37 protein-coding genes are annotated in these 26776 nt (G+C 57.5%); 27 read left to right on the top strand and 10 right to left on the bottom strand.

The annotated features are described in order from the left end of the window. Positions 1-165 precede the first annotated feature (165 nt). The gene (locus P4L78_RS11050) at positions 166-765 is read right to left on the bottom strand and encodes an NADPH-dependent F420 reductase (RefSeq protein WP_309328150.1); all 600 of its coding nucleotides are present in this window, start codon (positions 763-765) and stop codon (positions 166-168) included. Between the two features lie 61 nt (positions 766-826). Beyond that, positions 827-1561, bottom strand: a complete 735-nt coding sequence (locus tag P4L78_RS11045; RefSeq protein ID WP_309328148.1) for an SDR family oxidoreductase — start codon at positions 1559-1561, stop codon at positions 827-829. 112 nt (positions 1562-1673) lie between these two features. On the opposite strand from P4L78_RS11045, the gene P4L78_RS11040 reads away from it, so the two are divergent. Then, on the top strand, positions 1674-2048 hold the full coding sequence (locus tag P4L78_RS11040) for a helix-turn-helix domain-containing protein (RefSeq protein WP_309328147.1): 375 nt from the start codon (positions 1674-1676) through the stop codon (positions 2046-2048). Between the two features lie 239 nt (positions 2049-2287). Here P4L78_RS11040 and P4L78_RS11035 read toward each other — a convergent pair whose 3' ends face one another. The 7 genes from P4L78_RS11035 to P4L78_RS11005 form a co-directional block, all read right to left on the bottom strand. Beyond that, on the bottom strand, positions 2288-3352 hold the full coding sequence (locus tag P4L78_RS11035) for a hypothetical protein (protein ID WP_309328146.1): 1065 nt from the start codon (positions 3350-3352) through the stop codon (positions 2288-2290). A gap of 8 nt (positions 3353-3360) precedes the next feature. After that, positions 3361-3609, bottom strand: a complete 249-nt coding sequence (locus tag P4L78_RS11030) for a DUF4224 domain-containing protein (RefSeq protein WP_309328145.1) — start codon at positions 3607-3609, stop codon at positions 3361-3363. Positions 3610-3873: 264 nt separating this feature from the next. Beyond that, positions 3874-4041 carry a hypothetical protein gene (locus P4L78_RS11025; protein WP_309328144.1) on the bottom strand — a complete coding sequence of 56 codons (168 nt, stop codon included), beginning with the start codon at positions 4039-4041 and terminating at the stop codon, positions 3874-3876. A 115-nt stretch (positions 4042-4156) separates the two neighbouring features. Then, positions 4157-4345, bottom strand: coding sequence for a hypothetical protein (locus P4L78_RS11020; protein ID WP_309328143.1), 189 nt, complete (start codon positions 4343-4345; stop codon positions 4157-4159). Beyond that, complete coding sequence (locus P4L78_RS11015) at positions 4342-4533, bottom strand: hypothetical protein (RefSeq protein WP_309328142.1); 192 nt, start codon at positions 4531-4533, stop codon at positions 4342-4344. The genes P4L78_RS11020 and P4L78_RS11015 overlap by 4 nt, the downstream gene beginning before the upstream one ends. A gap of 15 nt (positions 4534-4548) precedes the next feature. Beyond that, entirely contained in the window at positions 4549-4824 is a 276-nt protein-coding gene (locus tag P4L78_RS11010) for a hypothetical protein (RefSeq protein ID WP_309328140.1), read from the bottom strand. A gap of 207 nt (positions 4825-5031) precedes the next feature. After that, complete coding sequence (locus tag P4L78_RS11005; RefSeq protein ID WP_309328139.1) at positions 5032-5832, bottom strand: helix-turn-helix transcriptional regulator; 801 nt, start codon at positions 5830-5832, stop codon at positions 5032-5034. Between P4L78_RS11005 and P4L78_RS11000 the strand changes: the two genes are divergently transcribed. The 18 genes from P4L78_RS11000 to P4L78_RS10915 all read left to right on the top strand — a co-directional run bounded on the left by P4L78_RS11000 (position 5831) and on the right by P4L78_RS10915 (position 18555). Beyond that, the gene (locus P4L78_RS11000; protein ID WP_309328137.1) at positions 5831-6109 is read left to right on the top strand and encodes a hypothetical protein; all 279 of its coding nucleotides are present in this window, start codon (positions 5831-5833) and stop codon (positions 6107-6109) included. The genes P4L78_RS11005 and P4L78_RS11000 overlap by 2 nt on opposite strands. 134 nt (positions 6110-6243) lie before the next feature. Beyond that, on the top strand, positions 6244-6738 hold the full coding sequence (locus P4L78_RS10995) for a phage regulatory CII family protein (RefSeq protein WP_309328135.1): 495 nt from the start codon (positions 6244-6246) through the stop codon (positions 6736-6738). Then, positions 6735-7052, top strand: a complete 318-nt coding sequence (locus tag P4L78_RS10990) for a hypothetical protein (protein WP_309328133.1) — start codon at positions 6735-6737, stop codon at positions 7050-7052. Before P4L78_RS10995 ends, P4L78_RS10990 begins: the two co-directional genes overlap by 4 nt. Next, positions 7052-8029, top strand: a complete 978-nt coding sequence (locus P4L78_RS10985) for a hypothetical protein (RefSeq protein ID WP_309328132.1) — start codon at positions 7052-7054, stop codon at positions 8027-8029. Before P4L78_RS10990 ends, P4L78_RS10985 begins: the two co-directional genes overlap by 1 nt. A gap of 11 nt (positions 8030-8040) precedes the next feature. Further along, a complete protein-coding gene (locus P4L78_RS10980; RefSeq protein ID WP_309328130.1) occupies positions 8041-8631 on the top strand; it encodes a hypothetical protein in 591 nt (196 codons plus the stop codon). A 73-nt stretch (positions 8632-8704) separates the two neighbouring features. Next, complete coding sequence (locus P4L78_RS10975; protein ID WP_309328128.1) at positions 8705-9148, top strand: hypothetical protein; 444 nt, start codon at positions 8705-8707, stop codon at positions 9146-9148. A 135-nt stretch (positions 9149-9283) separates the two neighbouring features. After that, on the top strand, positions 9284-9805 hold the full coding sequence (locus tag P4L78_RS10970; protein ID WP_309328127.1) for a DUF3592 domain-containing protein: 522 nt from the start codon (positions 9284-9286) through the stop codon (positions 9803-9805). A gap of 196 nt (positions 9806-10001) precedes the next feature. Then, on the top strand, positions 10002-10442 hold the full coding sequence (locus tag P4L78_RS10965) for an HNH endonuclease (protein ID WP_309328125.1): 441 nt from the start codon (positions 10002-10004) through the stop codon (positions 10440-10442). 209 nt (positions 10443-10651) lie between these two features. Continuing rightward, on the top strand, positions 10652-11125 hold the full coding sequence (locus P4L78_RS10960) for a P27 family phage terminase small subunit (protein WP_309328123.1): 474 nt from the start codon (positions 10652-10654) through the stop codon (positions 11123-11125). An 8-nt stretch (positions 11126-11133) separates the two neighbouring features. Further along, the gene (locus P4L78_RS10955; RefSeq protein ID WP_309328122.1) at positions 11134-12840 is read left to right on the top strand and encodes a terminase TerL endonuclease subunit; all 1707 of its coding nucleotides are present in this window, start codon (positions 11134-11136) and stop codon (positions 12838-12840) included. Continuing rightward, positions 12837-14144, top strand: coding sequence for a phage portal protein (locus P4L78_RS10950; protein WP_309328121.1), 1308 nt, complete (start codon positions 12837-12839; stop codon positions 14142-14144). The genes P4L78_RS10955 and P4L78_RS10950 overlap by 4 nt, the downstream gene beginning before the upstream one ends. Beyond that, positions 14110-14931: a head maturation protease, ClpP-related gene (locus P4L78_RS10945; protein ID WP_309328120.1), complete on the top strand. Its 822-nt coding sequence runs from the start codon at positions 14110-14112 to the stop codon at positions 14929-14931. The genes P4L78_RS10950 and P4L78_RS10945 overlap by 35 nt, the downstream gene beginning before the upstream one ends. Before the next feature lie 71 nt (positions 14932-15002). Next, entirely contained in the window at positions 15003-16253 is a 1251-nt protein-coding gene (locus P4L78_RS10940; protein WP_309328119.1) for a phage major capsid protein, read from the top strand. Between the two features lie 56 nt (positions 16254-16309). After that, complete coding sequence (locus P4L78_RS10935) at positions 16310-16711, top strand: hypothetical protein (protein WP_309328118.1); 402 nt, start codon at positions 16310-16312, stop codon at positions 16709-16711. 79 nt (positions 16712-16790) lie between these two features. Continuing rightward, positions 16791-17390 carry a hypothetical protein gene (locus P4L78_RS10930; RefSeq protein WP_309328117.1) on the top strand — a complete coding sequence of 200 codons (600 nt, stop codon included), beginning with the start codon at positions 16791-16793 and terminating at the stop codon, positions 17388-17390. A gap of 1 nt (position 17391) precedes the next feature. Next, positions 17392-17730, top strand: coding sequence for a phage head closure protein (locus P4L78_RS10925; RefSeq protein ID WP_309328116.1), 339 nt, complete (start codon positions 17392-17394; stop codon positions 17728-17730). After that, on the top strand, positions 17720-18211 hold the full coding sequence (locus P4L78_RS10920) for an HK97-gp10 family putative phage morphogenesis protein (RefSeq protein ID WP_309328114.1): 492 nt from the start codon (positions 17720-17722) through the stop codon (positions 18209-18211). Before P4L78_RS10925 ends, P4L78_RS10920 begins: the two co-directional genes overlap by 11 nt. Continuing rightward, positions 18208-18555 (top strand): hypothetical protein, encoded by a 348-nt coding sequence (locus P4L78_RS10915; protein WP_309328112.1) that lies wholly within the window; start codon positions 18208-18210, stop codon positions 18553-18555. The genes P4L78_RS10920 and P4L78_RS10915 overlap by 4 nt, the downstream gene beginning before the upstream one ends. A gap of 20 nt (positions 18556-18575) precedes the next feature. On the opposite strand, the gene P4L78_RS10910 is transcribed toward P4L78_RS10915, so the two are convergent. Continuing rightward, positions 18576-19157, bottom strand: a complete 582-nt coding sequence (locus P4L78_RS10910) for a DUF2569 family protein (protein WP_309328110.1) — start codon at positions 19155-19157, stop codon at positions 18576-18578. A gap of 218 nt (positions 19158-19375) precedes the next feature. Between P4L78_RS10910 and P4L78_RS10905 the strand changes: the two genes are divergently transcribed. The 8 genes from P4L78_RS10905 to P4L78_RS10870 all read left to right on the top strand — a co-directional run bounded on the left by P4L78_RS10905 (position 19376) and on the right by P4L78_RS10870 (position 26656). Then, the gene (locus P4L78_RS10905; RefSeq protein WP_309328109.1) at positions 19376-20029 is read left to right on the top strand and encodes a phage tail tube protein; all 654 of its coding nucleotides are present in this window, start codon (positions 19376-19378) and stop codon (positions 20027-20029) included. Further along, positions 20026-20466 (top strand): hypothetical protein, encoded by a 441-nt coding sequence (locus P4L78_RS10900; RefSeq protein ID WP_309328108.1) that lies wholly within the window; start codon positions 20026-20028, stop codon positions 20464-20466. The genes P4L78_RS10905 and P4L78_RS10900 overlap by 4 nt, the downstream gene beginning before the upstream one ends. A gap of 95 nt (positions 20467-20561) precedes the next feature. After that, entirely contained in the window at positions 20562-20729 is a 168-nt protein-coding gene (locus tag P4L78_RS10895) for a hypothetical protein (RefSeq protein ID WP_309328107.1), read from the top strand. A gap of 36 nt (positions 20730-20765) precedes the next feature. Beyond that, on the top strand, positions 20766-23516 hold the full coding sequence (locus P4L78_RS10890) for a phage tail tape measure protein (RefSeq protein ID WP_309328105.1): 2751 nt from the start codon (positions 20766-20768) through the stop codon (positions 23514-23516). Beyond that, positions 23513-23851, top strand: a complete 339-nt coding sequence (locus tag P4L78_RS10885) for a phage tail protein (RefSeq protein ID WP_309328103.1) — start codon at positions 23513-23515, stop codon at positions 23849-23851. Before P4L78_RS10890 ends, P4L78_RS10885 begins: the two co-directional genes overlap by 4 nt. Then, entirely contained in the window at positions 23848-25476 is a 1629-nt protein-coding gene (locus P4L78_RS10880) for a tail fiber domain-containing protein (RefSeq protein ID WP_309328101.1), read from the top strand. The genes P4L78_RS10885 and P4L78_RS10880 overlap by 4 nt, the downstream gene beginning before the upstream one ends. Beyond that, positions 25473-26171 (top strand): phage minor tail protein L, encoded by a 699-nt coding sequence (locus P4L78_RS10875; RefSeq protein ID WP_309328100.1) that lies wholly within the window; start codon positions 25473-25475, stop codon positions 26169-26171. The genes P4L78_RS10880 and P4L78_RS10875 overlap by 4 nt, the downstream gene beginning before the upstream one ends. Beyond that, on the top strand, positions 26168-26656 hold the full coding sequence (locus tag P4L78_RS10870; protein ID WP_309328099.1) for a Mov34/MPN/PAD-1 family protein: 489 nt from the start codon (positions 26168-26170) through the stop codon (positions 26654-26656). The genes P4L78_RS10875 and P4L78_RS10870 overlap by 4 nt, the downstream gene beginning before the upstream one ends. The last annotated feature ends 120 nt before the right edge of the window (positions 26657-26776 follow it).

Raw genomic sequence — 26776 nt, 5'->3', positions numbered from 1 at the left:
ATGCAAATCATCCGAATGATTCTGATTCAAGCGGCCACGTTGCCCCGGGACAGATGGATGGCAGTTCAGTTAAAAACTGGGCTACTTAAACATGCCGATAGACCTGAATGACCGCTTTTAGCCGCTGGTGACTGTATTCCTCGCGAGCAGGATCGAATCCATTGCTCAGTTTGGCTTGATCAGATCCTTGAAGATCAATTGACCCCAGCTATTGCCCCGCGCTTGCACAAGTAGCCCACCTGCCGAAAGCCCTCCCAGGTTGATTGGTGCGAAGCCGAGGGTTTCTGCAAGCGAACCGATTTCCTCTGCGGCAGTGTCATCGTCGCTGGCTAAAAAGACGACTCTTCGGCCACCCTGCACCGTCGGATCCTGTTCAAGGACATTTGAGCCCAAATGGTTGAAGCCCTTGACCAATCTTGCACCCGTAAACGCCTGAGCGATGGCCTTTGACGATGGCTCTCCACCCAACTCTTCAGGTGATACGCCGTACGCATTGGTCACATCGATGACGGTCTTTCCCTTCCAGGTTGGCAGCGCCTTTGCGACATCAAGGTGGGACTCAAAACGCACAGCAAGAAAGATGATGTCCGCGCTGACGGCGTCGGTCAGCGTTTTTGGAATGATCGTCGGCCCGATAGCTGCCGCATCGGCTACAAGGTTTTCAGGACTGCGAGTGGCTGCCACGGCTACGTCGATGCCTTTGCGGGCAAACGCCTTTGCCAGGGCATGGCCGATTTTGCCGAAGCCGATAATTGCGTATTTCATACTATTTCCTTTCGGATTTACCGCGCCGACGAATGATGGAAAGGAGGTCGGGCGCAGCGGTTTAAAGTTGCGCCAGGCCGCCGTCGACGGCGACTTCGCTGGCGGTCATGAAGCTGCTGTCCGACGACGCGAGAAACGCAGCCACCGCTCCAATTTCCGCCGGCTCGGCCATGCGCTGGAGCGGAGTCATTGCACCGTAGGCTTTCTGACCTTCTTCGCCCAACGCTTCCTTGGCCAGTTCGGTCGCCGTCGCGCCAGGCGAGAGCACATTGACGCGGATGCCCGTGCCCTTCAGATCCTCAGCCCAGGTCCGGGCGAGGTTGCGCACGGCTGCCTTGCTTGCGCTGTAGGCGGTGAATCCCGGGGCACCGGTGGTGCCGGCGCTCGAACCGGTGAGAATGATCGAACCGCCTGGGCCCATCAGCGGCAGTGCCTGCTGGACCGTGAAGATGGTTCCCTTCACGTTGGTATCAAAGGCTTCGTCAATGTGCTCGCCGGTGATCTGGCCAAGCGGCATTGGTCTGCCAGCACCGGCATTGGCGAAGACGATGTCGAGGGTTCCGCGTTCGGCTTTCACCGCTGCGTAGAGCCGGCCGAGATCTGCCTCATTGGAAACCGATCCTTTCACCGCACGGGCATTGGGCCCCAGCTCTGCGACTGCGGCGTCCAGCGCCTCCTGCCGGCGGCCGAAGATGAAGACGAAAGCGCCTTCCTCGATAAAACGCTTCGCCGCCGCGCGGCCGATGCCGGTCGCCCCGCCGGTGATCACGGCGGTCTTGCCATTGAGTCTGGTCATGTTGTACATCCTCGGTTGCGGGTAGATGCAAGCAAAACTGCTTACTTGAGAACAATGATGCATCCATGATAACCTAAGGACAAGTATGCACCTTTTGGTAAGTAGGTAGGTTATGACCACATCTGATGAAGTTTGCGGTACCGGTTGCGGGCTCAACGCCACGCTGCGCGTCATTTCGGGCAAGTGGAAACCGCTGATACTTTTTTTTCTGCGCGATGGTCCGAAACGCTATGGCGAGTTGAAACGCTTGATCCCAGGCGTCAGCGACAAAGTACTGATTCAGCAGCTGAAGGATCTTGAATGTGACCGCGTATTGGCCCGCAATGACTACCGGGAAGTGCCGCCGCGCGTGGACTACACGCTGACCCCGCTGGGTAGCAGTTTGTCGGAGGCGATTCTTCCCCTATGCAGTTGGGGAACCCGGAACGCCGCTGAAATGGCGAGGATCTTCGCTGAGCGTGATGTCCTTGCTGAGCAGGACATCTAAGCGCTGCTAGAGGGGGAGAGGTCGGCATGCGCCAGATCGCGGGAGGTCTGATTCCCACGGACTGCATCTGAGGGTGAATGGGCTAGCGGGAAGGTTGCGGTATTTCTCGAATGTCCACCGACCGCTTTTGGCCGACAGCGGCCAATTTAGCACATCGGCCTTAATGACCGCTTCGGCCGAATAGCAGGCGGTGGTGTGGTTCGGTTAAATGCACTCAAAAGGAACGTTGGTCTGGGCGGCTACTTAGTCGGTTTGACTGTCTCTCCAATGCGCATATAGACCTTTTGGGTGATTTCTTCCTCGGTGTGGCCGAGCAACTTACTCGCCAACTTAATGTCTCCAATATCGCTAGCTGCTTTCGGACGGATATCTCGGAACTGAAAAGCTTTGACTCGATCACGCAAGATTGTGTCGTTTGATTGCTCCAGATCCTCGGCTGCTGCTGCACGTGCCGAATCGAAACGGTCACGCAGCATATCCATGCTAAGCGGTGCGCCGCCTAGTGTGGCAACTAGAAAGAAACTGCGCACCTTGTTAGTACGCGAGCGGATCCTATCAATGACATCGCCTAGGCCGGTGCGCGATCCATCTTCATTGACTAAGAGTATGCGTAGGCGCTTGCCGGTTTTGTTTTGGCGGACTTCCAGCGCATCGTCCTTCACATCACGCTCCTGCATCTTGAGCACGTCCGCCGGGCGCTGGCCAGTCATGTAGCTAAGGTCCATCGCGTCCTGCAGCTCTACTACAGCCAGTTTGTAAACTGCATCCCAGACGTCTTTATCGGCGTAGAAGTCGCGCGGTGTTTCTTTGTTCTTGCGAATGCCTCGGGCGGGATTGTCTTTTGCCGTGTAGCCCCATTCCCGAGCCATATTGAATACATGTGAAAGCAGGGCAAGTTCACGGTTGGCTCGTACTTTAGCTGTACGTTTGTCCCGGTACTGGGCAATGTGTTGTGGGGTGAGGGCATCGATAGGCGCTTTATCGAACACTGCCCGGAGCTGCTTCAGCTGCTGGAAATTCTGGCGCTGGGAGCTTGGTGCTTTTGCCGGAAGGATTTCTCGCTCATAGCGATCAAATATGTGCTGCATCAGACCGGTTTCAACCGGTGGTTTTTTGCAGTCGTATTCTGCCCATCGCCGCTTGGCTTCGTTGAGATCCGTGCCTAGTGGATATTCTTTCCGTTTCCCGTTCTCGTCGACACCGTCATAGTAGTAGCCGACCCATTCGTAGCCATTTGGGCGGCGCTTTGTCCGCCGGAGCATTTTTGGGGGCAGATCTCTAGCAGTGGTTTTGGGCCGTGCCATATGAACTCTTATTTGACCGATGAGAAGTCAGGAGCCCAGCCGCCGGTCGTGAGCGACGTTGGACTGATGCCCGAGAGTTTCAGGCGAGCAAACATTCGTCCAACGATAGGCTCGCCTGCTTTGTTTTTGAAGTATGTCCAGCCGTTCAGATTTAGCCAGGCGATCTGATCCCCTTTTCTCGAGCATCCAGTAATCTGTGTCAGCTCATCGGTGGCCAACGTTTCGCTGGCCAGTTGCATATCGAAAATTGCACCCATTATTTGCTCCCTGTGCCCCACGTGATCGCGTTCAACAGGCGTATCGTCACGGCCTGATCATGTCGAATGTTCATAGCCATATCTCTTGATGCTCCCTGTCTAATGCGCGGTCTTCATTAGCCCAGCGGGCTTCCCGACGTGCGCGTTGTTCAGGTGATTCCCCGGTATTGGCGTCGTTTTGGCGCTGCTTGCGTTTGGAAGTGGCGCGCCAAGGTGAGGCCGCATTGCGAGCTGCTTCGGCGCGTTGTCGTGTTGTTTGTGCCATCAGTTGAATTCCTCAAATGGCCAACCAGTCGTGGCCATGTGTTCAAGTTCGTGTTTGTGCTGGGTTGCCCAGTACAGCTGGGCGAGTTGTCGACCGTAGCGAGCAGCCAGAAAGTGCTGAAAGCTCATCCATGTCAGCACGTGGGCGTTGTGTAGGAAATGGTCCATCAATGCGGCGCATTCAGTCGAACCCAGACGCCGCTAAGCCAGATCACAAAGCAGCCGGCTGCAGTCCAGGTGAGCGCAAATACCGCGCCAATCACAATTTCTTTGAATACGCTGATCACGCGGCCAGCCTTTCGCCTTCGTCGGGCGTAGGCAGTGGAATCGTCTTGCGCGCTTCGTACAAGACGCCATGGTTATCCATTGCATGAATCGTCCAGCCGCGTGCACGCCAGCCGCCCAGCAAAGCGTCGAAAAGGCCGTCGCCGGCGCTGACGATAGGGACGCGAATCGTGTGAAAGTGGGTCATGGCTTGCTGGCCTCTCTTCGTTGCAAAGAAAGGCGAGCGCATTGCAGTTGGCCAATTGCGGTGTCGATGTACTCAGCAATCATGCTGTCGTGTAAGTGTGAGCCTTGGACCTTGCCGATCAGGCCAACTGCGTCTGCAACGCTATTTAGGGCGTTGCTGGTTCTTACCAATGCTTCGGTGTGGTTCATTGATTTAACTCCCAATCAAGCCGCAATCAGTTCGAAATCACGCAGTGCGCCGCCTTTGTCGTACAGGCATTTGCCGCCACCAATGCGGTGCCAGTAGTGGTATGCCTCGCAGGTGCAGGCTTGCTTGCGGGTATCGCGGCGCATCATCCAGCGATCGACGCGCCATTCCCGATTGCCGCATTGAGGGCAGGCAGGTGTGCGTAGGTAGTTGTCTGGATGCCGGGCCAGCTTCTTGCGGGCCTGACACTTTCTGCAGCGGCAGTGATGAGGACGAAAACGGAAGATGCGCATATCGCCATTTCCAGCGAAGCAGCAGGGGGCATTGCCTAAGTGCGACCACCGAAACCGGAACCCCTGCTGCTGGTTAGGTGGCGAAACGAATATTGCAATAGAGATTTTATTTGGTCAATCTCTATAGCGATAAATATTTCTTTAGAGATATTTTTGCGCGTAAAAAAGCCCTGGAGAACCAGGGCTTCATGGCGAGTGGGGCGGGCTTTAGTAGGCAGGGCCGCTAATGGCGACTACACGACCGATTATGTGCAACCCAGCGGCGCGAGCCGCGTCCAGTTGGACATCCTTGTAATTTGCTGTGTTGTCGCTTTTGATCAGCAGGCCGCCGTCCAGTTGTTTGATGAGGCGTTTTACATACCATTCGTCATCAAGCACAAATACGTAAATCGAATTGTCCCGCACTCGCGTGGAGGATGTATCGACGGTTAGGCTGTCCCCGTCCTGAATACGCGGCGACATGCTATCGCCTTTCGCTCGTACGCTGACTAGTTTCTCGGTATTGAGCTTTTCCCGTTCGGCCCAAGCCCGCGTCATTGCTTGTCTTTGGCCTCTTACATCAATTTCCCATATAACAGCACCTGCCCCTGCGCTAACACCGATATCCAAGCGCGGAATGAAAAAATATTCATCTTGAGGCAGCTCTTCTTCTTGGTCCCAAGCCGCAATCGGCCGTGCCGACGGTTGTGCATTCGGCGTAGGTGCAGGTGTTACTTGGTCTTCAACGAGCTTGGGTCCAAGCCCTTTTTCTAGCCACAACGCATTGCATTGAAGGGCATGAGCGAGCGACCCGATTACACGTGTGCTTTTGCGTGTGCCGCTCTCCAGACCGGAGATGGTGCTCTGCTTCAAGCCCGACTTAGTGGCCAGTTCGCTCTGGGTCATGTTGAGTTCGGCGCGTCTTGCGCGCATTCGATCGGCTAGTGAGTTCATATCGCAATCGTAATATCTCTTGATATCGCTATGGCTATTGTTGAGATATTGCTTTAGAGATATTATCGCTTCCATGAACTGGCAAATCCTCATCCAAACATTGCTCGGGCGTGGCCTTACACAGCAGGAAATTGCTGATGAGGCCGTGTGCCAACAATCAAATATCAGCGCGCTCCTCCATGGCAAGCGAGGAAAACGCGTCACGTGGGAGATCGGGCAGGCCTTGATCCGGCTTGAGAAGGAAACCAGAAATCTATGTCGGGATGGAGAGCGTCGGACCGGTTCAGAACGGCGCGTTGGCTTGACCGAGCGCCGGACTTCAAGTCGTCGCGGTGCCGATAACTCCAAGTGATTTCCTCCGCCGGTGCATGGTCCAGATGCGCCGGCTTTTTCCGGGTTGCCGCCCGGGTTTTTTATTCAAGTGCTGCCAGGTTAGGGCGAAGCCCAAAGCCTGTGTAGCCACAACGAAGCAGTGAGGTGTAGCAAGTGAGCTTGAATGACGCGATACGCGAAGATTGCAAAGTGTGGCGGGGCACTCAGGAAAGCCTGAGCCGCGACCTTTTCGGGAGTGCGGATGGTTTGCGGCACAAGTTGATCGGCTATCGCGGTAGCCGCATACAGCTTGAAGATGCAATGAGCCTGATGCTGCTGACCGGTGGGCGCGCGACCATCAACGAAATGGCGCGTGAACTGGGTGGGGTTTTTCTCCAGCTGCCCGCCATTGATGCAGAGTTCGATAACACTGAGCTGCATGCAGAAATTGCCCTGGTCACCGTCAAACTAGGTGAGCTGCTGGGTGAGGTTAGTATTAGTGTGGCCAATGACGGCAAGATCGATGCGGCAGAAGAAAAGCGCATTGAATCCCGGCGACATGAGCTTTTTACACAGATCATGCATTACATCACGCTCAGTTTGCGGGTGTATGGCGACAAGAGCACGTCGCTGTATCGCTCTGTGGGCAATCCGGTGGTGGCTGCATGATTGGGCCGTCGCACTCTGAAGCACTTTCCCTGAAGCATTGCCACCCGGTGGCGATGCGCCTTTATCTCAACGGCTTGCTCAAGATCATGGATACGGCAGACGGTCGCGTACGCGGTCCAAGACGGCTGTTAGCTAGCCAGTTGGTCACTGAGGTGGGTCCAGTCGCGTTTGCTGGCCGGTTGCAACGTCCCCTACAGTTTGGCGAGCTGGGCGCAATGCTGGATCAACTGGCGGACCGTGGGCTAATTGAAAGTCATGGTGATGCCGCTGAAATGAACCTGCTAATGGTGCATCGCGCGCCGAAGGTGGGTTGATGGATATCGTACTCAACGAATCAGAACGGGAAGCCCTGACGGAATGCTCAATGGAAGCATTCCGGCTGTACGTGCTCGGTTTGCGACCGTTGATGGATATCCGGTCAGGCATGGTGGGCACTGCGAGCAAGGTGAGCTATGGCCGCCTGGCGCTGGAGATTCAGTATCAGCCGCCCCAAGGGTCGAAACGTCCACCTTTCGTACCTAACATTCGCCAGATGCGCGCCCTGTTGGATGAGCTCATACGGGTAGGGCTAGTGAAGCGCTATTCGCAAGATTCAAAGGATGACAAACGCCTTGCTGTTTTGCTTCTGAAAGCCTATCACGGCCCAGCTCGTCCCGTAGGTGAGCGTCAGTTGAGCGACAGTGGTGAAGGTCAGCCTCAAAGCCGCGCTAGCACTGGATTGCAGCGCGGTGAACAAATGATTGTTTCTCAAGGTGAGCGTCACATGACGGAGTATCGGAGAAACCCCTTCTTAACACCTTCATCTTCATCACCAACTTCAGTGAAGCAGAACGGGGGTGAGTTTGACGATGACGAAAACGTAATCCCTGATCACCCAGTCAGCAGCCTGCAGTGGATCAAGGTGATGCAGATGCTCGGCTTCGCAGACACCTCTGCGTCTGCACCGGCATTGGCGATTTATGAGGAATGGCTAAAAGCGGGCTTGCAAGTGGGTGAAGTGCAAGCGGCAGCAGCCGTGGCTGCAAAACATGGTGGGCGAACAGTGCAGTACGTCGCCAAGGTGTTGCTCGATGTGGCCAACAAACGGCGTTGCCGCGAAGTCGGTGATGTCGAAGAGCGGCCCGGTAAGCCGTGGTACCTGTCCGGTGCAGGAACGGAAGCCAAGGCAATGGAATTGGGGCTACGCCAATGGGATGACGAACAGCCGCATTGGTTTCGTGATCGCATCTACAAAGCGGCTGGCCTCACCGCCGACGAAATCAAACTGGCCCGCAAGGGCTCACCGATCTAAGGGGAATGGTCATGTCTAAACGCAATCCATGGCTGCGCCCGGCTGGGTCTGATGGCCTGATTCCGGTGGTGGTGCTGTGGAATCAGTTCGCAAGCCTGTACGGCAACGACTGGCGGGTGTTGTTCCCGGACGATGCAGCAAAGATCGCCTGGCAGGAAGAAGCCGCTGCGCTGTTCTACGAACGGGGCATCCGTTACACCATGGTCAGCACCGCTATGAACACGTTACGTGCGGAAGTCCGCGCCGGTTCGGTGCCGTTGGGCTTGGCGGCATTCGCAGATCGTTGCTTGCCGGTGTTCGATTTTGAAGGCGCGTTCTACGAAGCGGCGAGAGAGTCGGTGCGGACGGGTCACGGTACAGCGGTCTGGTCGCATCCAGCCATCTATTGGGCGGCGCGGGATTATGGTTTCACCCGCATCCAGTCGATCAAGTGGTCGCGCATCAAGGGGGAATGGGTACGGTTGCTGGCGGCGCGTTTGCAGTCGCCGTGCCCGGCGATCCCGCCAAAGCAGGAAGAACCGGTTTATCGCCGTGGTGATGCGCAGCTGGCCAGCGCCACGGTGAGCGCATTACGTGCCCAGTTGGCGGCACGAGCTGGTTAACGAAAAGCAGCACATAAAAGCCCGGCAATGACTGGGCTAGGAGGCCCTCTGGAAAATGATGTTTGGGGGCAGAATGCAAGATCCAAAAGAGTTATTAGAAAACTGGGGCAGTTACTTTGGGGGGAAGATTTCAAACGGGTTTTCAGGCATCAGCCTGTACCTGTCACCGGAAGAGAAAGCGCAGATGGGGCCGACCTGTCGGGAGTCGCGAATCAATGAAGCGGACGCCATGAGGGCAGAAGCAGTGGTTGCGATGTTGCGTCAGAGTGCATTGTTCAAGTCGTTTGCCATCCTGCTGGAAAAGCACTTCATGTATCGCGCCAATCCCAGCAATACGTGTCGCAAGCTGTCACTGGCATACAACGGTTACGATCAGCACGTTGACCAGGCCGTGAAGATATTTGCCACGCACTGGCAAATCTACGGTGCAGTGCCAACCAAAGCGATTCGCACAACCAATCTCAACAATCGGTTGACAGGCAAAATTTCTCACCCTAGTCTTGGTTACACAACTTGATACCGCTTCGGCGCGCGACTACCCGTGACAGGGTGGTTTTGCACGTCTAGAGCAAATGAAAGCCTCGTCGCCAAGCGCCGGGGCTTTTTAGTTTGTATTTTCAGATTCCGAACGGCATTGATACAGGAATAATTTATGGTTCGGCAGTACACCCAAGCGCAGCGGTTTTTTCGCGTCATGCTAGCTTGGTCCTGCATCGTTGTTCTACTTTCCGGCGCAATGACGGGGATTGGGCTCTATGGTTATTGGCGAGCGCATGTGGCAAAAAACTGGCCGACAGTAACCGGGGTGATCACTCGCAATGAAGTGGTCCGGGTGAACTGCCCAAAGAGTAACTTTCATAACGGCATTGCAATTGAGTACAACTACAACGTGCGGGGTCATCAGTACACCGGGAATGATCTACGGCTTGATAGGTTTCAGTGCTATCCCTCGCAAGAAGATGCGGCCAAGGACGCGGCCGCGTTTGTGGCTGGCAAGCCTGCAGTGATCCATTATTCCCGGGATGACCCTGCAGACTCTGTTTTAATACCGGAAAACTCAGAACGTCCGCACCGTGCAGTGATCCTTGGAGGAGCTATGTTCGTGGTGATGATGGTATTTGGGATTGCTCTCTTTTTCTGGTTTGAAAGGCGTGATCGCTACACAGTGCGATGATTTGAAAATCAACAGGCCCCGCAACAGCGGGGCTTTTTTGTATCTGGCGTTTGCATCGGTCAGCGTGCAGGTGAACACATCTACCGCCTGATTGGCGCTCACCGTTCGCACGCTGACCCATGCATGCCACATGACTTGGTGCTTGCCACCGTTCGCGGTGGTTTTTTTATTTCCACGTCTCGAAAGGAGGTGATCCATGCCATACCGGGCAAAGCGGCCATGCCCGCATCCGGGTTGCCATGCGTTAGTTGATTCTGGCTGGTGTGCTGAACATCAACGCAAGCGCGACCACAGCGCGTATGACTCCCAGCGTGGAACTGCATCAGAACGTGGCTATAACGCACGCTGGCAGAAAGCCCGCGCGACCTATTTGCGATCGCATCCGTGCTGCGTACGTTGCAAGCCGCGTGATGTACCCGCTGCAGTAGTGGACCACATCAAGCCGCACAAGATGCATGAGGCATTGATAAGTGGTGATGATGACCTGATCGCATTCGCACAGTCGTTGTTCTGGGATACCAGCAACTGGCAGGCGCTGTGCAAGCGATGCCATGACCGCAAGACCGCGAAGGAAGACGGTGGCTTTGGTCGATCTCGCGTGCGCGAGACTGATAAAGGCGCTGAAGCGCATGGATAGTGCTGCTTTTCACAGCATTAGCTCGGTTCTGTAAGGAATGGGCGGGGGGCGGTCAAAAGTCTGGGAGTCGACCGGATCAACCGTTCATCCCAGCCTCAAATTTATGGGCAATGCTTTTAAAAGGGAGGGGGGGCAAAAATCCCGGCTCATGGTGGCTCTGCCAGACCTTCCGATGATGTTTTTCAAGCCCAACAACAAAGGAACGCGATATGAGCGACGAGAAGCCGCCCTTCAACGTGATTCCGGGCGGATTCCCGAAATCACGAAACGGCAAGGCTGGAGAACTCCATTCTCCTGAACCGCCACCCGGCGCCAACCTCACCACACAGGAACGTCGGGTGTGGAACTACATCTGTGATGGCTTGCGCGAGAGCGGGATTGATCATCGCGCCGCCGGCATCACCATCAAAGTCATTTGCCAGACCTACGTGGACTGGCTGGATGCAATCAAGCTCTGCACAAAGCATGGCAGGTATCTGACGTCCAAGAATGGCGACCCTTACGATGCACCGCACAGCAACAACGAAAAGCGCTGCAAACAGGATTTACTCAAATGGTTGCCAGAAGCATGCCTCACGATTCCGTCGATGACAGCGGCACAAGCGAAGCTGGGCGACGAGGGACCGCAGGACGATCTGTTCGGCGATCTCGTAACGCACGCCGTAGGGGGTCGAAACGTCTGATCGCGGCGGTGACCCCACTCGCCACGAACGACTGGGACGTCAATTACGGCATGCCGGTGCTGACCGGCAAGCGGCTGGAAAACGAACTCGTATTCCTTGCGGTGCAACGGCATTACCAGGATCTGGTCGATGGTCACAAGCGAGGCCTGCAGTTTGTTCCAGCCCGGGCGCTACACGTCATCGGCTTTATTGAACAATTCTTTGTTCATATCAAAGGTCCACTGGCGGGCCAACCGATCTTGCTGGATCCGTGGCAGCAGTTCTGGACCGCCGTGAAGTTCGGCTGGTTGCGCGCAGACGGTTTGCGCCGGTTCAGCCGCGGCTACGAAGAAGTGGCGCGCAAGAACGGCAAGTCCACCTGGACCGGGCCACAGGGCGCCTACCTGTTCATGATGGATGGTGAAATCGGCGCCGAAGTCTACGCCGTGGCCACCACGCGGGAACAGGCGATGTCGGTCTACAAACCTGCGTTCGACAACATCCGGCGCTGGGCGCGACGCTCGCCGGGGGTGAAACGCAGCTTCAAGATCCACGAAGGTGCAAATCAGGAAAAGATCACCTTCGACAGTTCGGTGTTCAAGCCGCTGCCGGCCAATGCGGAAAGCCTGGACGGTCTTAACCCGTCGGCGATCCTGTTTGACGAACTGCATGCGCAAAAAACGCCGGACGTGTGGGAAGTGATGGAATCGGCGCTCGGCGCACGTACACAGCCCATGCTGTCCGCGATCACCACGGCGGGCTTCATTCTGGACGGCGTCTGTACGCAGATTCGCGGTTACCTGCTCAGCATCTTGCGTGGCAAGCACGTTGACGATGCCTTCTTCGGCTACGTCTACACGCTGGATGAAGGCGATAACCCGTTTGAGCCGAAAAACTGGCCCAAATCCAATCCCGGCCTCGGCCTTTCGAAGCGCTGGGATTACATGCATACGATGGCCAAAAAGGCGGCATTGCTGCCCAGTGCGCTGGCCAACTTCAAAACCAAAGACCTGAATATCTGGTGTAACGACTCAGAAGGCTGGTTTGACTTGAGCGTCTGGGATAAGGGCGCCGGGAAGTTTGATCCGGAAACTTTGCGTGGCCGGTCGTGTTATGCCGGGCTGGATCTGGCGAGTACCCGCGATCTGACCGCGCTCGGTCTTGTTTTTCCGCCGGAAGAGCCGGGCGATCAGTGGTACGCCATCGTGCGTACGTGGTGCCCACGCGACAAAGTCACGCTGCAGGCGCAGGCCGCCGACGCGGCGCCGTACGCTGACTGGGAAAAGAAAGGCTGGCTCGAAGTCACGGAAGGGGCAACCACCGATTACACCATCGTGGGTCAGGCCATTCTGGATACCTTGCGCCAGTTCGATGTACGCGAACTCGGATTTGACCGCTGGAATGCGCAGCACCTGATTGACGAGCTGGGCGACGAGTTCGACAAGATCGGCGTGCCGCTGGTGGAGATTCCGCAAAACACTGGCGGCATGTATCCCGGCAGCAAGAAACTGGAAGAACTGGTTTACAGCAAGCGTTTGACCCATGGCGGCAATCCGGTGCTGCGTTATTGCGCCGGCAACGTGGCCTTGCTGCATGACTCGAACGATAACTTCAGGCCGGACAAGAAGAAGTCCAAACCCAATGGCCGGATCGATTGCATTGTTGCTCTCGTGATGGCGCTCTCTCGTGCCGTAGTCCATGTGGACGACAGCGAACCTGGAATTATCCTTTTATGACCCAACCAAGCTGGTATGACGCCGGGCGCGTAAGTCAGCCCGGCTCGGTGGTGCTCGCGCGCTGGAATGCTGAACGGCAGGCCGCAAAAGCACAAACGGGCCGTTCTGTCGGTGCCGGTACAACAGTCAGTGAATTGCAGGGCTGGCTCTACGGCGATGCAGTGCCTTCAGCGGGCATGGTTGTGAACGAACGTACCGCGATGCTGGTGTCTGCCGTGTACGCGGCGGTGTCGCTGATTGGCGGGGCGGTGGCCAACTTGCCACTGCAAGTCTTTCGCAACACGCCCGAAGGACTGCAGCGCGTCGATGCGGAGCACAGTCTGTGGTGGCTATTCAATGAACAGCCCTCAACGATCTGGTCGGCGCCGGTCGCATGGGAATACGCCATGACCTCGCTGCTATTTCATGGTGATTCATTCTGGCGCGTTTTGCGGCCGTCACCATTCAGTTCAGACATCAGCGGTTTCGAGCCATGGAACCCGCTGGCCGTCGATGTGCAAAAAATTGATGGTCGACTGAAATACACCATGGTCGATGATCTCGGTGCGGTGTTCGTGCTCGATCAGGATGACGTGCTGCATGTACCTGGCGTCGGATTCAACGGCCTGCGTGGTATGAGTGCCCTGCGCCACGGCGCGTTGCGCCAAGCGGTCGGCGTAGCCCGGGCTGCGGACGACTATGCGGGCAGCTTCTTTGCCAATGGCGCCCGACCAGATTTTGCGCTGAGTACTGATGAAAAGAAGCTCAGTGAAGAGTCTGTGGAATTGCTGAGAGAAACCTGGTCCGAGCGACATCAAGGCCCGGGCCGGGCACATCGCCCAGCCATTCTGACCGGTGGCCTCAAGGTGCAGGAACTGACCATGAGTGCCGAGGATGCACAGCTGCTGGAAACCCGCCGCTTCGAGATCGAGGACATTGCGCGGATTTTCGGTGTACCGCCACACATGATCGGCGCCATGGACAAGACCACGGCGTGGGGCAGTGGCATTGAGCAGCTGGCCATCAGCTTTGTGCGCTTTACGCTATCGCGCCATCTGGTCAAGTTTCAGGCGGAAATCAACCGCAAATGCTTCAGAACAGCGCGGTATCAGGCCCGGTTCGACACGTGGGCGCTGGAGCGCGGTGACCTGAAAACCCTGTTCGATGCTCTGCGCAGCGGCGTCGGCCGCGTCGGTGAGCCGGGCATCATCAGCATCAATGAAGCCCGCGAGCGGCTGGGATATACCAAGCACGCCGACGGGGACACCCTTTCCAAAGGAATTCTGCCCAATGAAAAGACTGCCGTGCCTTCTGGCGCTCAATAAGGGCCGCACCAGCAACCGCCGATTCGAGGTGGTGGCGCTCGGCAACGAAACCACGATCTACCTGTATGACGTTATCGTCGGCACGCAGGAAGAGGCTGACTACTGGGGCGGCGTGGCCGCCGACACCTTCGTCCAGACGCTCGCAGGCATTTCCGCGTCGACCATCCACCTGCGCATCAATTCGCCAGGCGGCGACGTGTTCGGTGCGCGGGCGATGGAACAGGCTATGCGCGAACATCCCGCCAACATCATTGCTCACGTCGACGGCGTGGCCGCCAGTGCCGCCAGTTTTTTGATGACGGCTGCAGACGAAACGGAAATCGCGCCGGGGGCCTTCGTCATGATCCACAAGGCGTGGACCATGGCGTACGGCAACAGCGACGATCTGAAGCAGACCGCCAGCATGCTGGACCAGATCGACGAATCACTGGTGGCGACCTACGCGGCGGCGACCGGGCAATCCCCGGATGACCTGCGGCAATGGATGGCGAACGAGACGTGGTTTGGCGCTGAAGACGCAACGAAACGTGGCTTCGCCACCCGCATTGCCGGGCAGGAAGCCACGGCCAGCAACGGCTGGGATCTGAGCGTATACGCCCATGCCCCGACGTTGCCGGAAAAACCGGCATCGACGCTTGCTGTGCAGATTGACGCTGCACCCATTGCCGAAGCCATGCGCGATGTCCTGAACGAATACGGCCTGACGCCCACGGCGCAGGCCGGGAACGATGAAGTAACCCGCAGTGAACATACCCGGCGTCTCGCGCTGGAACTAGCCCGGCATTAAGCGTCTTTCGCGCTCAGCCAACAGGCCACCCCACGGGGTGGCCTTTTTCATTTCCCCACGGAGAAAACTGTATGTCCATTCAAGCCCTGCGCGAGCAACGTACCACCCTCGCCAAATCCATCGAAAACCTGCTCGACAAGAAAGCCAATCCGGCCTGGAACAATGACCTGCAGGCCCAGTACGACAACCAGATGGGCGAACTGGAGAAGGTCAACGCCGAACTCACCCGCCTGACCAATTTCCATGCGCAACTGGCTGAAACGGCCACCGCACGCGGTGTGGTATCCGATGATCTGCGTAACCAGTTCACCCGCGATACGCAGCATCAGAGTGCTGAATCCAAGGCGATGCGCGCCTACTTTGCGGGCGGCATCGCGAATCTGGATCAGGAATCCATCGCGCGCATGCAGTCGCGCCAGTCGTCTGACGTGCGCAATGCGATGTCCACCACCACCGGTACCGAAGGCGGCTATACCGTGGCGCCCGAATACTATGGCCAGCTCTCGCAGGCCATGAAGGCATTCGGCGGCGTGCGCAACGTGGCCACCGTGTTGCAGACGGCCTCGGGTGCAACGATGAATTTCCCGACCGCCGATGCCCGTTCGGAAATTGGTGAAATCGTGGGGCAGAACGGCCCTGTCAGCGCGGGCGATACCACCTTCGGCAATGCAACGCTGGATGTCTTCAAATACTCGTCCAAAAAGATCGCGGTGCCGTTCGAGTTGATTCAGGACTCGATGTTCGACATTGAAAGCTATGTGCGTGCGCTCCTTGCGATGCGGCTCGGTCGCATCACCGCGCTGCATCAGGCGGTCGGTACCGGTGTTGGCCAGCCGAAGGGCATTGCCACAGCAGTATCAATTGGCCGCGTCGGCGCCACGGGCCAGACCGCGTCGGTCATCTACGACGATCTGGTGGAGCTGGAGCATTCCGTCGATCCGATCTACCGCGCCAACGCCCAGTACATGCTGCACGACCAGTCGCTCAAGGCCATCCGCAAAATCAAGGATAACCAGGGGCGCCCGATCTTTGTGCCGGGGTACGAACAAGGCAACCCGGGCGGCGCGCCTGATCGCCTGATGGGCCGCCCGATCCAGATTTGCCAGGAGTTGCCGGTCATGGCCGCCAACGCCAAATCAATCCTGTTCGGCGACTTCAGCAAGTATTTCGTGCGTGAAGTCATGGACCTGACGGTGTTCCGGATGGCGGATTCCAACTTCGTTCTGAACGGCCAGATCGGCTTCGTCGGGTTCAACCGTCAGGGCGGCAACCTGATCGACGTTGGCGGTGCGGTTCAGGCGTACCAGAACTCGGCAACCTGATCGAAGGCGGCGCAATGCCGCCTTTTTCTTTCCCCCGAAACGCAAGGAATTGAGCAATGCCTCCCAAGAAAACGGAAGAAAACAATGCGCAAATCGATGCTGGCGATGATGTGGCTACTGATTCCGCTGCCGACGCTGGGAACAGCGACGGTGCCAGCGGTACCGAACCGGCCGGTGCGGCACTGTCGGGCACCATCGAACCCGGCACCGGCACCGCCGCCGATGCAACAGCGCCGGCATCCCCCGAACCAGCGGCACCGGTACCGGATGAAACGCTCGGCAGCAAAGCGCTAGCACCCGCTGCCGGTCCGGTTGAAGCCCGAGTTCTGCAAGTGTGCGAATACGGCGTGCCCAACGACGTGGTTGAGCTTGATGCCGCCCGGGTTGCTTCTGCACAAAAACACGGCCTGGTCGACGCGGATCCGGCCGCAGTGGCCTATGCCAGGTCGCTGCATTAAACAGCCAGCCCGCCATGGCGGGCCGGTTTCCCCGATTCAGTTGCGCTGCAGCTGAATCCAGAAAGCCGAGGAGAAATGAATGTTCAAACGTATCACTGCACCGGAAACCATGCCGGTCAGCGTGCCGGATTTGCTGGAACATCTACGGCAGGACGATGAGGGACAGGAGGCGCTGCTGACTACCCTGATCCGCACCGCATACCAGCAGGCTGAGCATCTCACCGGCAGGCCGTTGCTGCCGCAAACCTGGAAATACACCGCACGTGGCTTTCCGCGACAACGACCGCAACCCGGGCAATATGTGGAGTGGGGCAAGGCGCCATTTCATCAGGGTCACATCAAGCTGATGCCTGACCTGACAGCGGTCACGTCGGTGACCTACACCGATCCCCTGGGTGTGCAGCAGACGCTGGCTTCCGATGCGTTTTATCTGGATGGTCGCCGCATCTATCCGGTGGGCTGTTGGCCGCAAACCCAATGGGACACGCCGGTAGTGGTCACCTTCGATTGCGGCTATTTCGCCGCCGATGACGACGTGTCGAGTCTGTGCTGCTGGATGAAATTGTTTGCCGCCACACTCTACGAAAATGCTGAGGTCAACCAGCCAGGCAAACAGATCCTGCTGCCTCGCGATTTTGTGAATGGCCTGCTGGATCCGTATCTGCTGGTGGAGGCGTGAAATGAGGTCAGCACGTTTGCGGCACCGCATTGAACTGCATCGCCTGAATGAAGTGCAGTCCGAAAGTGGCGAGATGACGAGCCAGTGGGTACTTGTGACAAAACTCTGGTCCGGCATCGAGCCAGTACGCGGGCAAGAGCGGCTGGAAGGCGGGCAGAAGCGGGCCGGCGTGGATACGTTGATTGTCCTGCGTTATCGCGCGGATCTGGCCATCACCGAACGCGACAGGCTGGTGCGGGGTGACACGGTTTACAACATCGTGTCGGCCATCAATGTCCGCTCAGAAAACACCACGATGGAAATCATGGCCACCAGCAATGGGGTGAACGATGGCCGGTAATCCAGTCCGCGTCAGAACCGGCGGTTTGCGCGAGCTGGGCTTTGCCATTGAAAAGCTCAGCCGCAAAACGCAAACCACCATCGCCCGTTCTGCCCTGGCAGCGGGTGGCCGCGTGTTTGCAAAAGAAATGCGCCAGCGCGTGCCAGTGCTGGACGAAGCCACCGCGCAGCGTAACCCGGGCACGGTCAAAAAGAACATCCGTGTGCGCGTGCTGCGCCCGGTGAAGGCCGGGGAAATGCAGGCGGTCATTGGCATTCGCAGCCTGACAGGCAAGCAATTGAAATCGTGGCGCAAGTCGTCTGGCCAGAAAGGCGCGGCGAATCCGGATGATCCGTTTTACTGGTACTTCGTTGAGTTCGGTACCAACAAAATGGCTGCACAACCCTTCGTTCGCCCGTCTTTCGATACTAAAAAAGAAGAAGCGGCAGCGCGGACCAAAGAGCAGCTTAAAACCCGTATTGAACAGGAGGCAGGCAAATGAGCCTTCCCGCACAGCTTTTTGCTGCGCTCCGTCAGCTGGCGGGCGACCGCTGTTTTCCGGAACAGATCCCGCAATCCAACAAGGATTGGCCTGCGATCTTTTACCGGATTACCGGCACGCCACAAAACACGATTGGCGGCGATTCCGACCAGGACGTTTACCGGGTTGAAATCAACCTGATCGACCGCAGCACCGACAAGATCTGGGCGCTACGTCGCCCGGTATTCGATGCCATTGATTTTGCATTTGACTCGGCAGAACGCATTACCGACTTGCCTGCACCTTATGACGACAGCGGGGCGCTGTTCCGGCGTGTCATCGAGTATTACGTGCGCAGCGAGTAAGGATAATTTCTAGTACGAATTCATGGGTTCATCTGGCTCTGGTAACTTGGGAAAAAAGTTCGCTTCACTCGTTGAGAACGGTTTAGGTAAACAGTCCAGATTGAGCACGACAATACACTGCAGATTAATGAAGCACTTGAAAATATAACCAACGTCAAGAATATCTGAAGCATCGGAGTGCCCCCGGATATTGGTGCGGCTACAGCTGCATACGCTATGACTTGTACTGGCCCAGCCAGCCATAAGCACCATTTCGCAATCGCAGGGCTGGCAGCGGTCCGAGAAAAGGCCAGTTTGTAGCCTCCATAAAGCCTCAAAGCGATTGAAACAATTGCTATTGCCGCAATGCTGATAATTAGACGATGCCGTATCGGCTCGAATTCCAGCGGGTCATGCAAATGGGCTATGCGTGAAATATCGGTATATCCCGCCACGATGGTGGCAAGTGGACTCCAGAACATCATGAAAAAAACGAGGAGTCCGAGCCATCCTTGTGTACCAGTTCTCTGCAAAACCAATTTGTAGAACATCAAGCCAGCAAGGACCAGAACGCAAAATTCCAACACCAATGCTCGAAGCAAAACACCAATTACCGTATCCAATTGAGCCGCCTTTCGTTTGCTTTCATGTTCTCGGAACGTTAAGACCTGAAGACGGATGTTCCCTTTGACTGTTGACTGCTTTTCCGGAATGAATCCTGCGGATTGATTTTTTTAGAACCGGATCATACCGGGTCCTTGCCCAGTATGTCTTAACCTGCAAGTTGTATTAACCACCCCGCCACCGGCGGGTTTTTTTACGTCCAAAGCGAGGTAAATATATGTCCAAAGGACAAACAACGCCATTCCGGGGCTCGCGCTTTGCGCTGCAGTCCACGCTGGGTGCCGCAGTGGTCTTGACCATCCTGACCGTCGCACAGAATCCGACTGCCACGGCTCAGGGGCATGGTTTCGCGAACGGCGACGTGGTGCAATTGTCCGGCGTTGACCCAGTGCTCGACGGGTCCTATCCGGTCAAAGTGCTAACGCCCAATACCTTCCAGTTGCTCGGGCTGGATACCACGGGCTACACCATTGATCTGACCGAGGCGAGTACAGCCGCTGCGTACAGTTGGCAGAACATTTGCGAACTGACCGGTATTCAGGAAGCGGGACGTACCATTTCCTCTATCCAGACCAGCACCATTTGTTCGGAAGAAGAAGAATCTGAACCGGGTCTGCCATCGCCGGGTACGGTGCAGCTCAACTTCAATGCGGCGCCCGACGTGGATGCGCAGCTCACGCTGGCTGACTACGAAACCAATGGCCAGAAATTCTGGACGCGGCTTGCGCTGTCGCGTGGCCGTGGCTGGAAGCTGTATTACGGCTACATTTCCACCGGCGCCGGTCTGGATGGCAGCGTGAATGGTGTGTTCACCTCCAGCGTCACTATCCAGTTGTCCGGCCCGAAATACTTTGTGAGGGCAGCGGCATGAGTCAATTGAAAGGAAGTGCCTTGCGCGCCGCGTTGCTGCTGGCCCGCCCCGACGTGAAGCCGCTGACGCTGCCCGAAGGTTATCCGGCGGTGTTTGTACGGCGACTGGATGTGAAAGGCGTCAACTTTGAGGTCACCCAGTATCGCGCCCACCGGATCAAGCTTGCACAAGAGCAGGGCATTGAACTTGATCTGGATGATGAGCTGATCCTGCAATCGCAGTTGAAGCAGGTCATGGACCCGTACAGCCTGGCGCGGCGCATTGCCTTCCGGGTGTGCGATCCGGACGGGGTGTTGCTGTTTGACTCCACCAACGATGCTGATCTGGACGCAATCAACGGGCTGGACGAAGGGATGCTTGACGCATTGCGCGCGGAAATCGACAAGGTGAATGCCGCAAAAAACTCGGTCCCCGGCGATGCTTCCAGCTCCAGCTAAGCTTCGCGCTCGGTAAAACGCTGGCCGAAATTGAAGCCATGCCGGAAGACCATCTCGCAGAGTACGAGCTTTTTGCGGCGCGGGAGCCAATTGGTATGGGCCGGTCTGATTTCCAGACCGGTCTGACCATCGCGCACCTTGTATCGGCGCTGGTGGGTGGCAAGCATGCGCCGCGTGATTACATGCCTCTGCAGTACCGCGATGACGATGCGGTGGGGGTGGAGGGCGAAGACTTGTCCATGCCGGGGGACATCATCATTTGAGGCCGCTGACGCGGCTGTTTTTATTTTGGGGGAAACATGGCCGGTGATCTGGGTGCTCTGAATATCCTGCTGTCCCTGGATATGTCTGAATTTACCGGCCCGTTATCCAGGTCTGAAACGATGGCCAGCGCGTCGGCGCGTCGCATTTCCGACAGCATGGCTGGCGCGGGCAAGGGTACGAAACAGGCATCCGAAGCGATGCACGAATTCAGCCTCAGTTCGGCCAGTGCCCGTCGCGAATTGATTGTGCTGGCGCACGAAGCCTCGCAGGGTTCGTGGAAGAATTTCGGCGGCTCGTTGCTGGTGCTGGCTGAACGCACCGACGCCTTGTCGGCGGTCATGAGTCCGGCGGGTCTGGCGATTGGTGCCGTTGCCGGTGCACTTGCGGCAGTGGGGCTGACCATTGCCCATGGCCATGCCGAGTGGGAAGCCCTGAATAAGGCGGTATCCAGTACCGGCGGCGCCATTGGCCTGACCGCAACGCAAATCAACGCGCTGGCACCCCGGGTGCAAATCGCGGGCGCATCGATCAGCGAAGCCGAGTCCGCACTGACGGCCTTGGCCGCCACGGGCAAGGTCAGCGGCGACCAGCTGGCCGACTTCGGTCTGGTGGCCATTGAAATGGCGCACGACACTGGCGAAGGCATCGATAAGGTCGCGGCCAACTTGGCTGGCTTGTCGGATGACGCTGTGAAGTGGGCGCAGTCGTATAACGACCAGCATCATTTCATGACTGCTGCGCAGTATGACCTTGCCAAATCGCTTGAAGATACCGGCGACAAGGCGGGTGCGGCCAAGGTCGTGATCGATGCGCTACACGACGCCCACGTGCGCATGGCCACTGAAGGCGGCGAGCAGGTCGGTTTGCTGCAGGCCAAGTGGAATGGCCTGGTGGTGACGCTGCAGAACGCCAAGCACTGGCTCGGCGAAATCGGCAAACCCAGCTCCACCGACGACAAGATCGGCAGTGCGCTGACGCGTCTGGATAGCGTGAATGCCGACCTTGCGCGGGCGCAGCAGGATCCACGGACCAGTAATGCCGGATTGACGGCGGGGCTGGAACACCAGAAACAGCAGATCGAGCAGGAAATCGCGCAACTGCGCCAAGCGCAGGATCAGCAGCGCAGCCGGACCAATGCCAACGCCAGCACGGCGGCAGGTGGTGATCTGGCAATCACGTTGGGCAAGTACAACGATGACATGCGATACGCCTCGCCGTCGGATCGTCACGACCTTGAGGTTAACGAGGAAAAGGCGCGCTGGGCGGCCATCAATACCCAGTACCAGAATTTCGTCAAAGGCAACGATAACACCACCGCGAAATTTGCCAAAGGCACAACGGAATACGCGCGGGCGGTGGCGGATCGCAAGGCGGTGGATAGTGATTTTGAGGCCGCCAGCAAGCGCCACGGCAATAACCTGCAGCAAATCGCTGACCAGTACGCCAAATCGCAGCACCACGGTGGCGAAGACAATGCCCGCAATGCCGCGCTGACGAAGCTGGATGCCCAATCCAAGGCGGTCGAGGATGCACTCAAAACCTCGATTGATCACATCAAGGCACTGCGCGATGCCGGCGCATTGTCTGCGCAAGAGGCGCTGGATAACGAGCATGCGGCGCGGCAGAAAGCGCTGGCCGACGAGCTGGCCATCGTGCACCAGGAAGAGGTGATCGCGGCAGGCAAGAAACAGCTCTCCGCGCTGGAGCGCTACAAGGGCAAGGCGCAACAACTGCGCGACGCCATGCTGGCCGACAACCAGAGCTACACCGACCAGACGGCAGTGCTGGCTGCCAAACAGCAGGCGTCCATCGCGGCTTACGTGGCCTCGCTGGACAAGCTGGTCGCTGCACGGCAAAGCGCAATCAGCCGCAACACTGCGGGTGCCGGGTTGGGTGACCAGAGTCGCGATGAAATGAACCGGCTCAATCAGGTGCAGGACGACTACGCCCAGCGCGTGGCCGAGCTGACCCTGAAGCGCCAGACGCACCCGAAAGACTTCAGTGACGACGAATACCAGGCGGATCTGGCTGCGCTCGAGGACTACCAGAAACAGCGTGTTGCGCTGGAGCTGGACGCCACCCAGCAAATCAAGGATGCCCAGGGTGACTGGCTGAACGGGGCAACTCGCAGCATGGAGAACTACCGCGACACGGCGGCTGATGTGGCTGCGCAAACGGCAGGACTTTTCACCGATGCCTTTACGGGCATGGAAGATGCGCTGGTGACGTTTGCCACGACCGGCAAGCTCAGCTTCAAGAGCATGGCGGATTCCATCATCAAGGATCTGATCCGGATGGAGGCGAAGGCCGTGACCAGCCAGTTGTTCCAGTACGCAGCCAGCGCCATCGGCAGTTATTTCGGCGGGGGCAGCGAGATCAGCTCGGGTGATACCGGCCTCTCATACAACGCGAACTACAGCACGGCCAGCAGCTCGGTCGGTGGTGGTGAGCAGTATTCATGGCTCGCTGGCGCGCGTGCGGGCGGTGGCTCGGTCGATGCCAATCGTACTTATCTGGTTGGAGAGAAAGGCCCGGAACTGTTCAGTACCTCAGTCGCCGGCAGCATTGTGCCGAACCACCAACTCACTGGCTCGGGTGGCGGCGGCATCACAGTCAATTCCACGGTGCAGCTGGCCGATGGTGGCGCCACATCCCAAACCAGCGGCGATAACGCCGCCAATGCCAAGGCACTGCAAAGCATGATCAATCAACAGGTGGTCACCGTGCTGGTACGCGAAAGCAAGCCCGGCGGCGTGATCTGGAAACAACGGGTAGGGCAGGCATGACCACTGAAACATTTACTTGGGCACCGTCACCAAATGCCCAGGGCACCAGCACGTTCCGCGTGCTGACGGCCCAGTTTGGCGATGGCTACAAACAGGCGGCAGACGCCGGTATCAACACCGAGGTCCAGTCGTGGCCGCTGAGCTTCACAGGGCGTCAGGAAAAGATGGCGCCAATTCTGGCCTTCTTCCGGCGCCATGGCGGCAGTAAATCGTTTTACTGGACGCCACCGATGGGAGAGCAGGGTTTGTACCGCGCTGCAACAGTAACCAATTCTCCGTTGGGCGCCGGCAACGTCACGTTGTCAGCCACTTTTGAACAGGTTTTTGCACCATGACAATTCAAACAATCAATTTGGGTAACTCAACCGATGGTCATGACGGGGATAGCGTTCGTACGGGCTTTGACAAGGTAAACCAGAATTTCAGCCAAGTGAGCCAGACCTTCGCCGGGCAGTGGGCCATGGCCATGACCAGCAAGGATGTCTCTGGCAATGCCACGGTGACGCTCGCCGCGACTGATGCCAATGTCGCATTGCTGATGTTCACCGGCACGCTCACCGGTAACGTTCCGGTGGTGGTGCCGGCGGTTCCGGGCATGTGGACTGTGCGCAATGGCACTACGGGCAATTACACACTGACCCTGAAAACACCCAGTGGCACCGGAGTGCAGGTACCGCAGGGTGCGCCGGTCCAACTTTGGTGCGATGGGGTCAACGTATTGGTCCCGGATGCCGGTGACGTTATCTTGGTCGGAGCTGGCCGCCGGATCACCGGGGACATGTCGAACGCGACTCGCGCTAGTCGCGTCTCGCTGCAGAACTCGGTCGCCAACAGCCCGACAACGCCGGGGCTGGTCCCTAACGGCACGGGCACTGTTGCTTCGTGGATTTATTACGGGGCCTCCAACCCGGATAATGCGCCCTATGCCAATATTGGCCATAACGGTACGGATACGTTCATTCAGTCCGCCGCGTCCGGTTCGGCAACTGGTGGCGGCATCTCCATGCTTGTCGGCGGCACTGAGCAATTGCGTGTAGCTACGACTGGGGTCACGGTTCCGAATGACCTATATCTCAGCAAAAGCGCACCTAAGATTGTACCTAACGGAACCCTGACGGTTCAAAACAGCGTCGCAAACGCCTCAACTGCCGTTACTGTTACGCCAAATGGCATGGGGGATCGCTCGCAGGTTGTGCTGTACGGTGGCCCCGCTGGGACTAGCCCCAATTTCCCAAAATTGGATATAGGCTGCACGTCTACATTGGCCTATTTCGACTCCAATACCGCCGGTACGGGAACTGTGCTGCCTTTCGTTTGGTATACGGGCGGTGTTGAGCGCATGCGTCTCGCCCCAAGTGGGGTTGTTACTTTAGCCGGGGTTACGCCGCAGGGCGCTGCATTACAGGCAACATTTGTTTCCCCCAATACAATGGCGGCCCAGGGTTACGTTACACGCGCCGGACTTTCCAATCCTTGGGGTGGAAATTCTTTCAACATTAACTGGACAACCGGTGCGTTCCTGTACATCGACAATACCAATCAAGGCCAGATTGCGTTCACATCAGATCGCCGGTTGAAAGAGAACATCAAGCCGTTCTCTGATTCGTTGAGCCTTCTGGAGCAGGTCAATATCTACCAGTTCAATCGTAGAACAATTGACGGGGATATTTATATTGGGTCTGACGCCATTGAGCTGGGTTTTATGGCCGACGAATTGCAGCTTGTCATTCCGTCTGGGGTGTACGGGGCTAAGGATGCGGTGACAGAAGACGGAAAAATTCAGCCGCAGTCGTTACAGACTTCTGCACTTTTGGCTGTTGCTTATGGAGCCGTCAAACAGATCAACACGTCGGTAAGCTCTCACGATGACCGGCTGGCAGCGGCGGAACTACTGATCGCTGCACAGACGGAACGACTCGCTGCGTTTGAAGCCCGCCTGGCAGCACTGGAGGCGGCATGAGCATCACCGCTGACGTCCAGCGTCTGGAGCCCGGCGCACTGATCGAGCTGTTTGAACTCGATGCCACGGCCATTGGTGGCGACCTGTTGCGCTTTCATGGCTACACGCAAACAGGCCCGATCTGGTGGCAGGGCAATGAGTATGGCCCATGGCCGATTCAGGCTGACGGTTTTGCGATCACCTCGGAAGGCCAGCAACCAACACCGACGCTGTCGGTCGGTAACGTTGACGGCTCCATTTCGGCGCTGTGTATCTATCTGGATGATCTGGCCGGGGCGCGACTGGTTCGCCATCGCACGCTCGGCCAGTACCTGGACGCACGCAATTTCCCGGAAGGCAACCCCGATGCAGATCCCGCGCAGGAACTGCCGCCCGATATCTGGTTCGTGGAACAGAAAACCTCCGAAACTGGCGAGACGGTCAGCTTCGAACTGGCTTCGGCGCTGGACTTCAACGGGGTGCAACTGCCGCGCCGCCAGATTGTTGCCAACGTGTGTTCCTGGCTAGCTATCGGCGGCTATCGCGGCCCGTATTGTGGCTACACCGGCAATCTCTACTTTGATCGCAAAGGCAACCCGGTCGATGACCCTGCGCTCGACAAGTGCGGCGGTTGTCTGTCGGACTGCAAAAAGCGCTTTGGCGAAAACAACGAGCTGTCTTTTGGCAGCTTCCCCGCAGCGGACCTGATTCGATGAAAAAGACCACACTGGAAGCCATCAAGGCCCATGCCATCCGGGACTATCCCCGCGAAGCGTGCGGGCTGGTCGTGGTGATACGCGGGCGCGAACGCTATGTGCCGTGTGCCAACACAGCCCCGGGTACGGATCATTTCCGCCTGGCGCCGGAAGATTACGCTGCTGCCGAAGCACTGGGCGAGATCACGACGGTGGTGCACAGCCACCCCGACTCTAACCCTGAACCCAGTGAAGCAGACAAGGTCGGCTGCGAAGCCTCGGGCCTGCCCTGGCTGATTGTGGGTGTCGCCCGAAACGGAGCGGGTGAGCCTGAAACAACGGCGTTGGCCAGCTTTGCACCATCGGGTTACGAAGCGCCGCTGGTTGGGCGTTCGTTCCACCACGGCGTGCTGGATTGCTACAGCTTGATTCGTGACTGGTACCGGCGCGAGCGTGGCATTTCCTTACCGGATTTTGAGCGGGCTGGTAATCCCCCCGGAAATTAATCGTCGCCAGAAGTAGAATTTTCTCCCTGAACCATCGAGGAAGTTTTGCATGAAGCGCTCACGCTTTTCCGACAGCCAGATCATTGCCATTCTCAAGCAGGCCGAGGGCGGCGCTCCCGT

The organism is Silvimonas sp., assembly GCF_031291215.1.
In the GTDB taxonomy this organism is placed as follows: Bacteria; Pseudomonadota; Gammaproteobacteria; order Burkholderiales; family Chitinibacteraceae; genus Silvimonas; species Silvimonas soli.
Note: the sequence above shows the minus strand (reverse complement) of the source record. Positions and strands in the feature narration are given on the sequence as shown.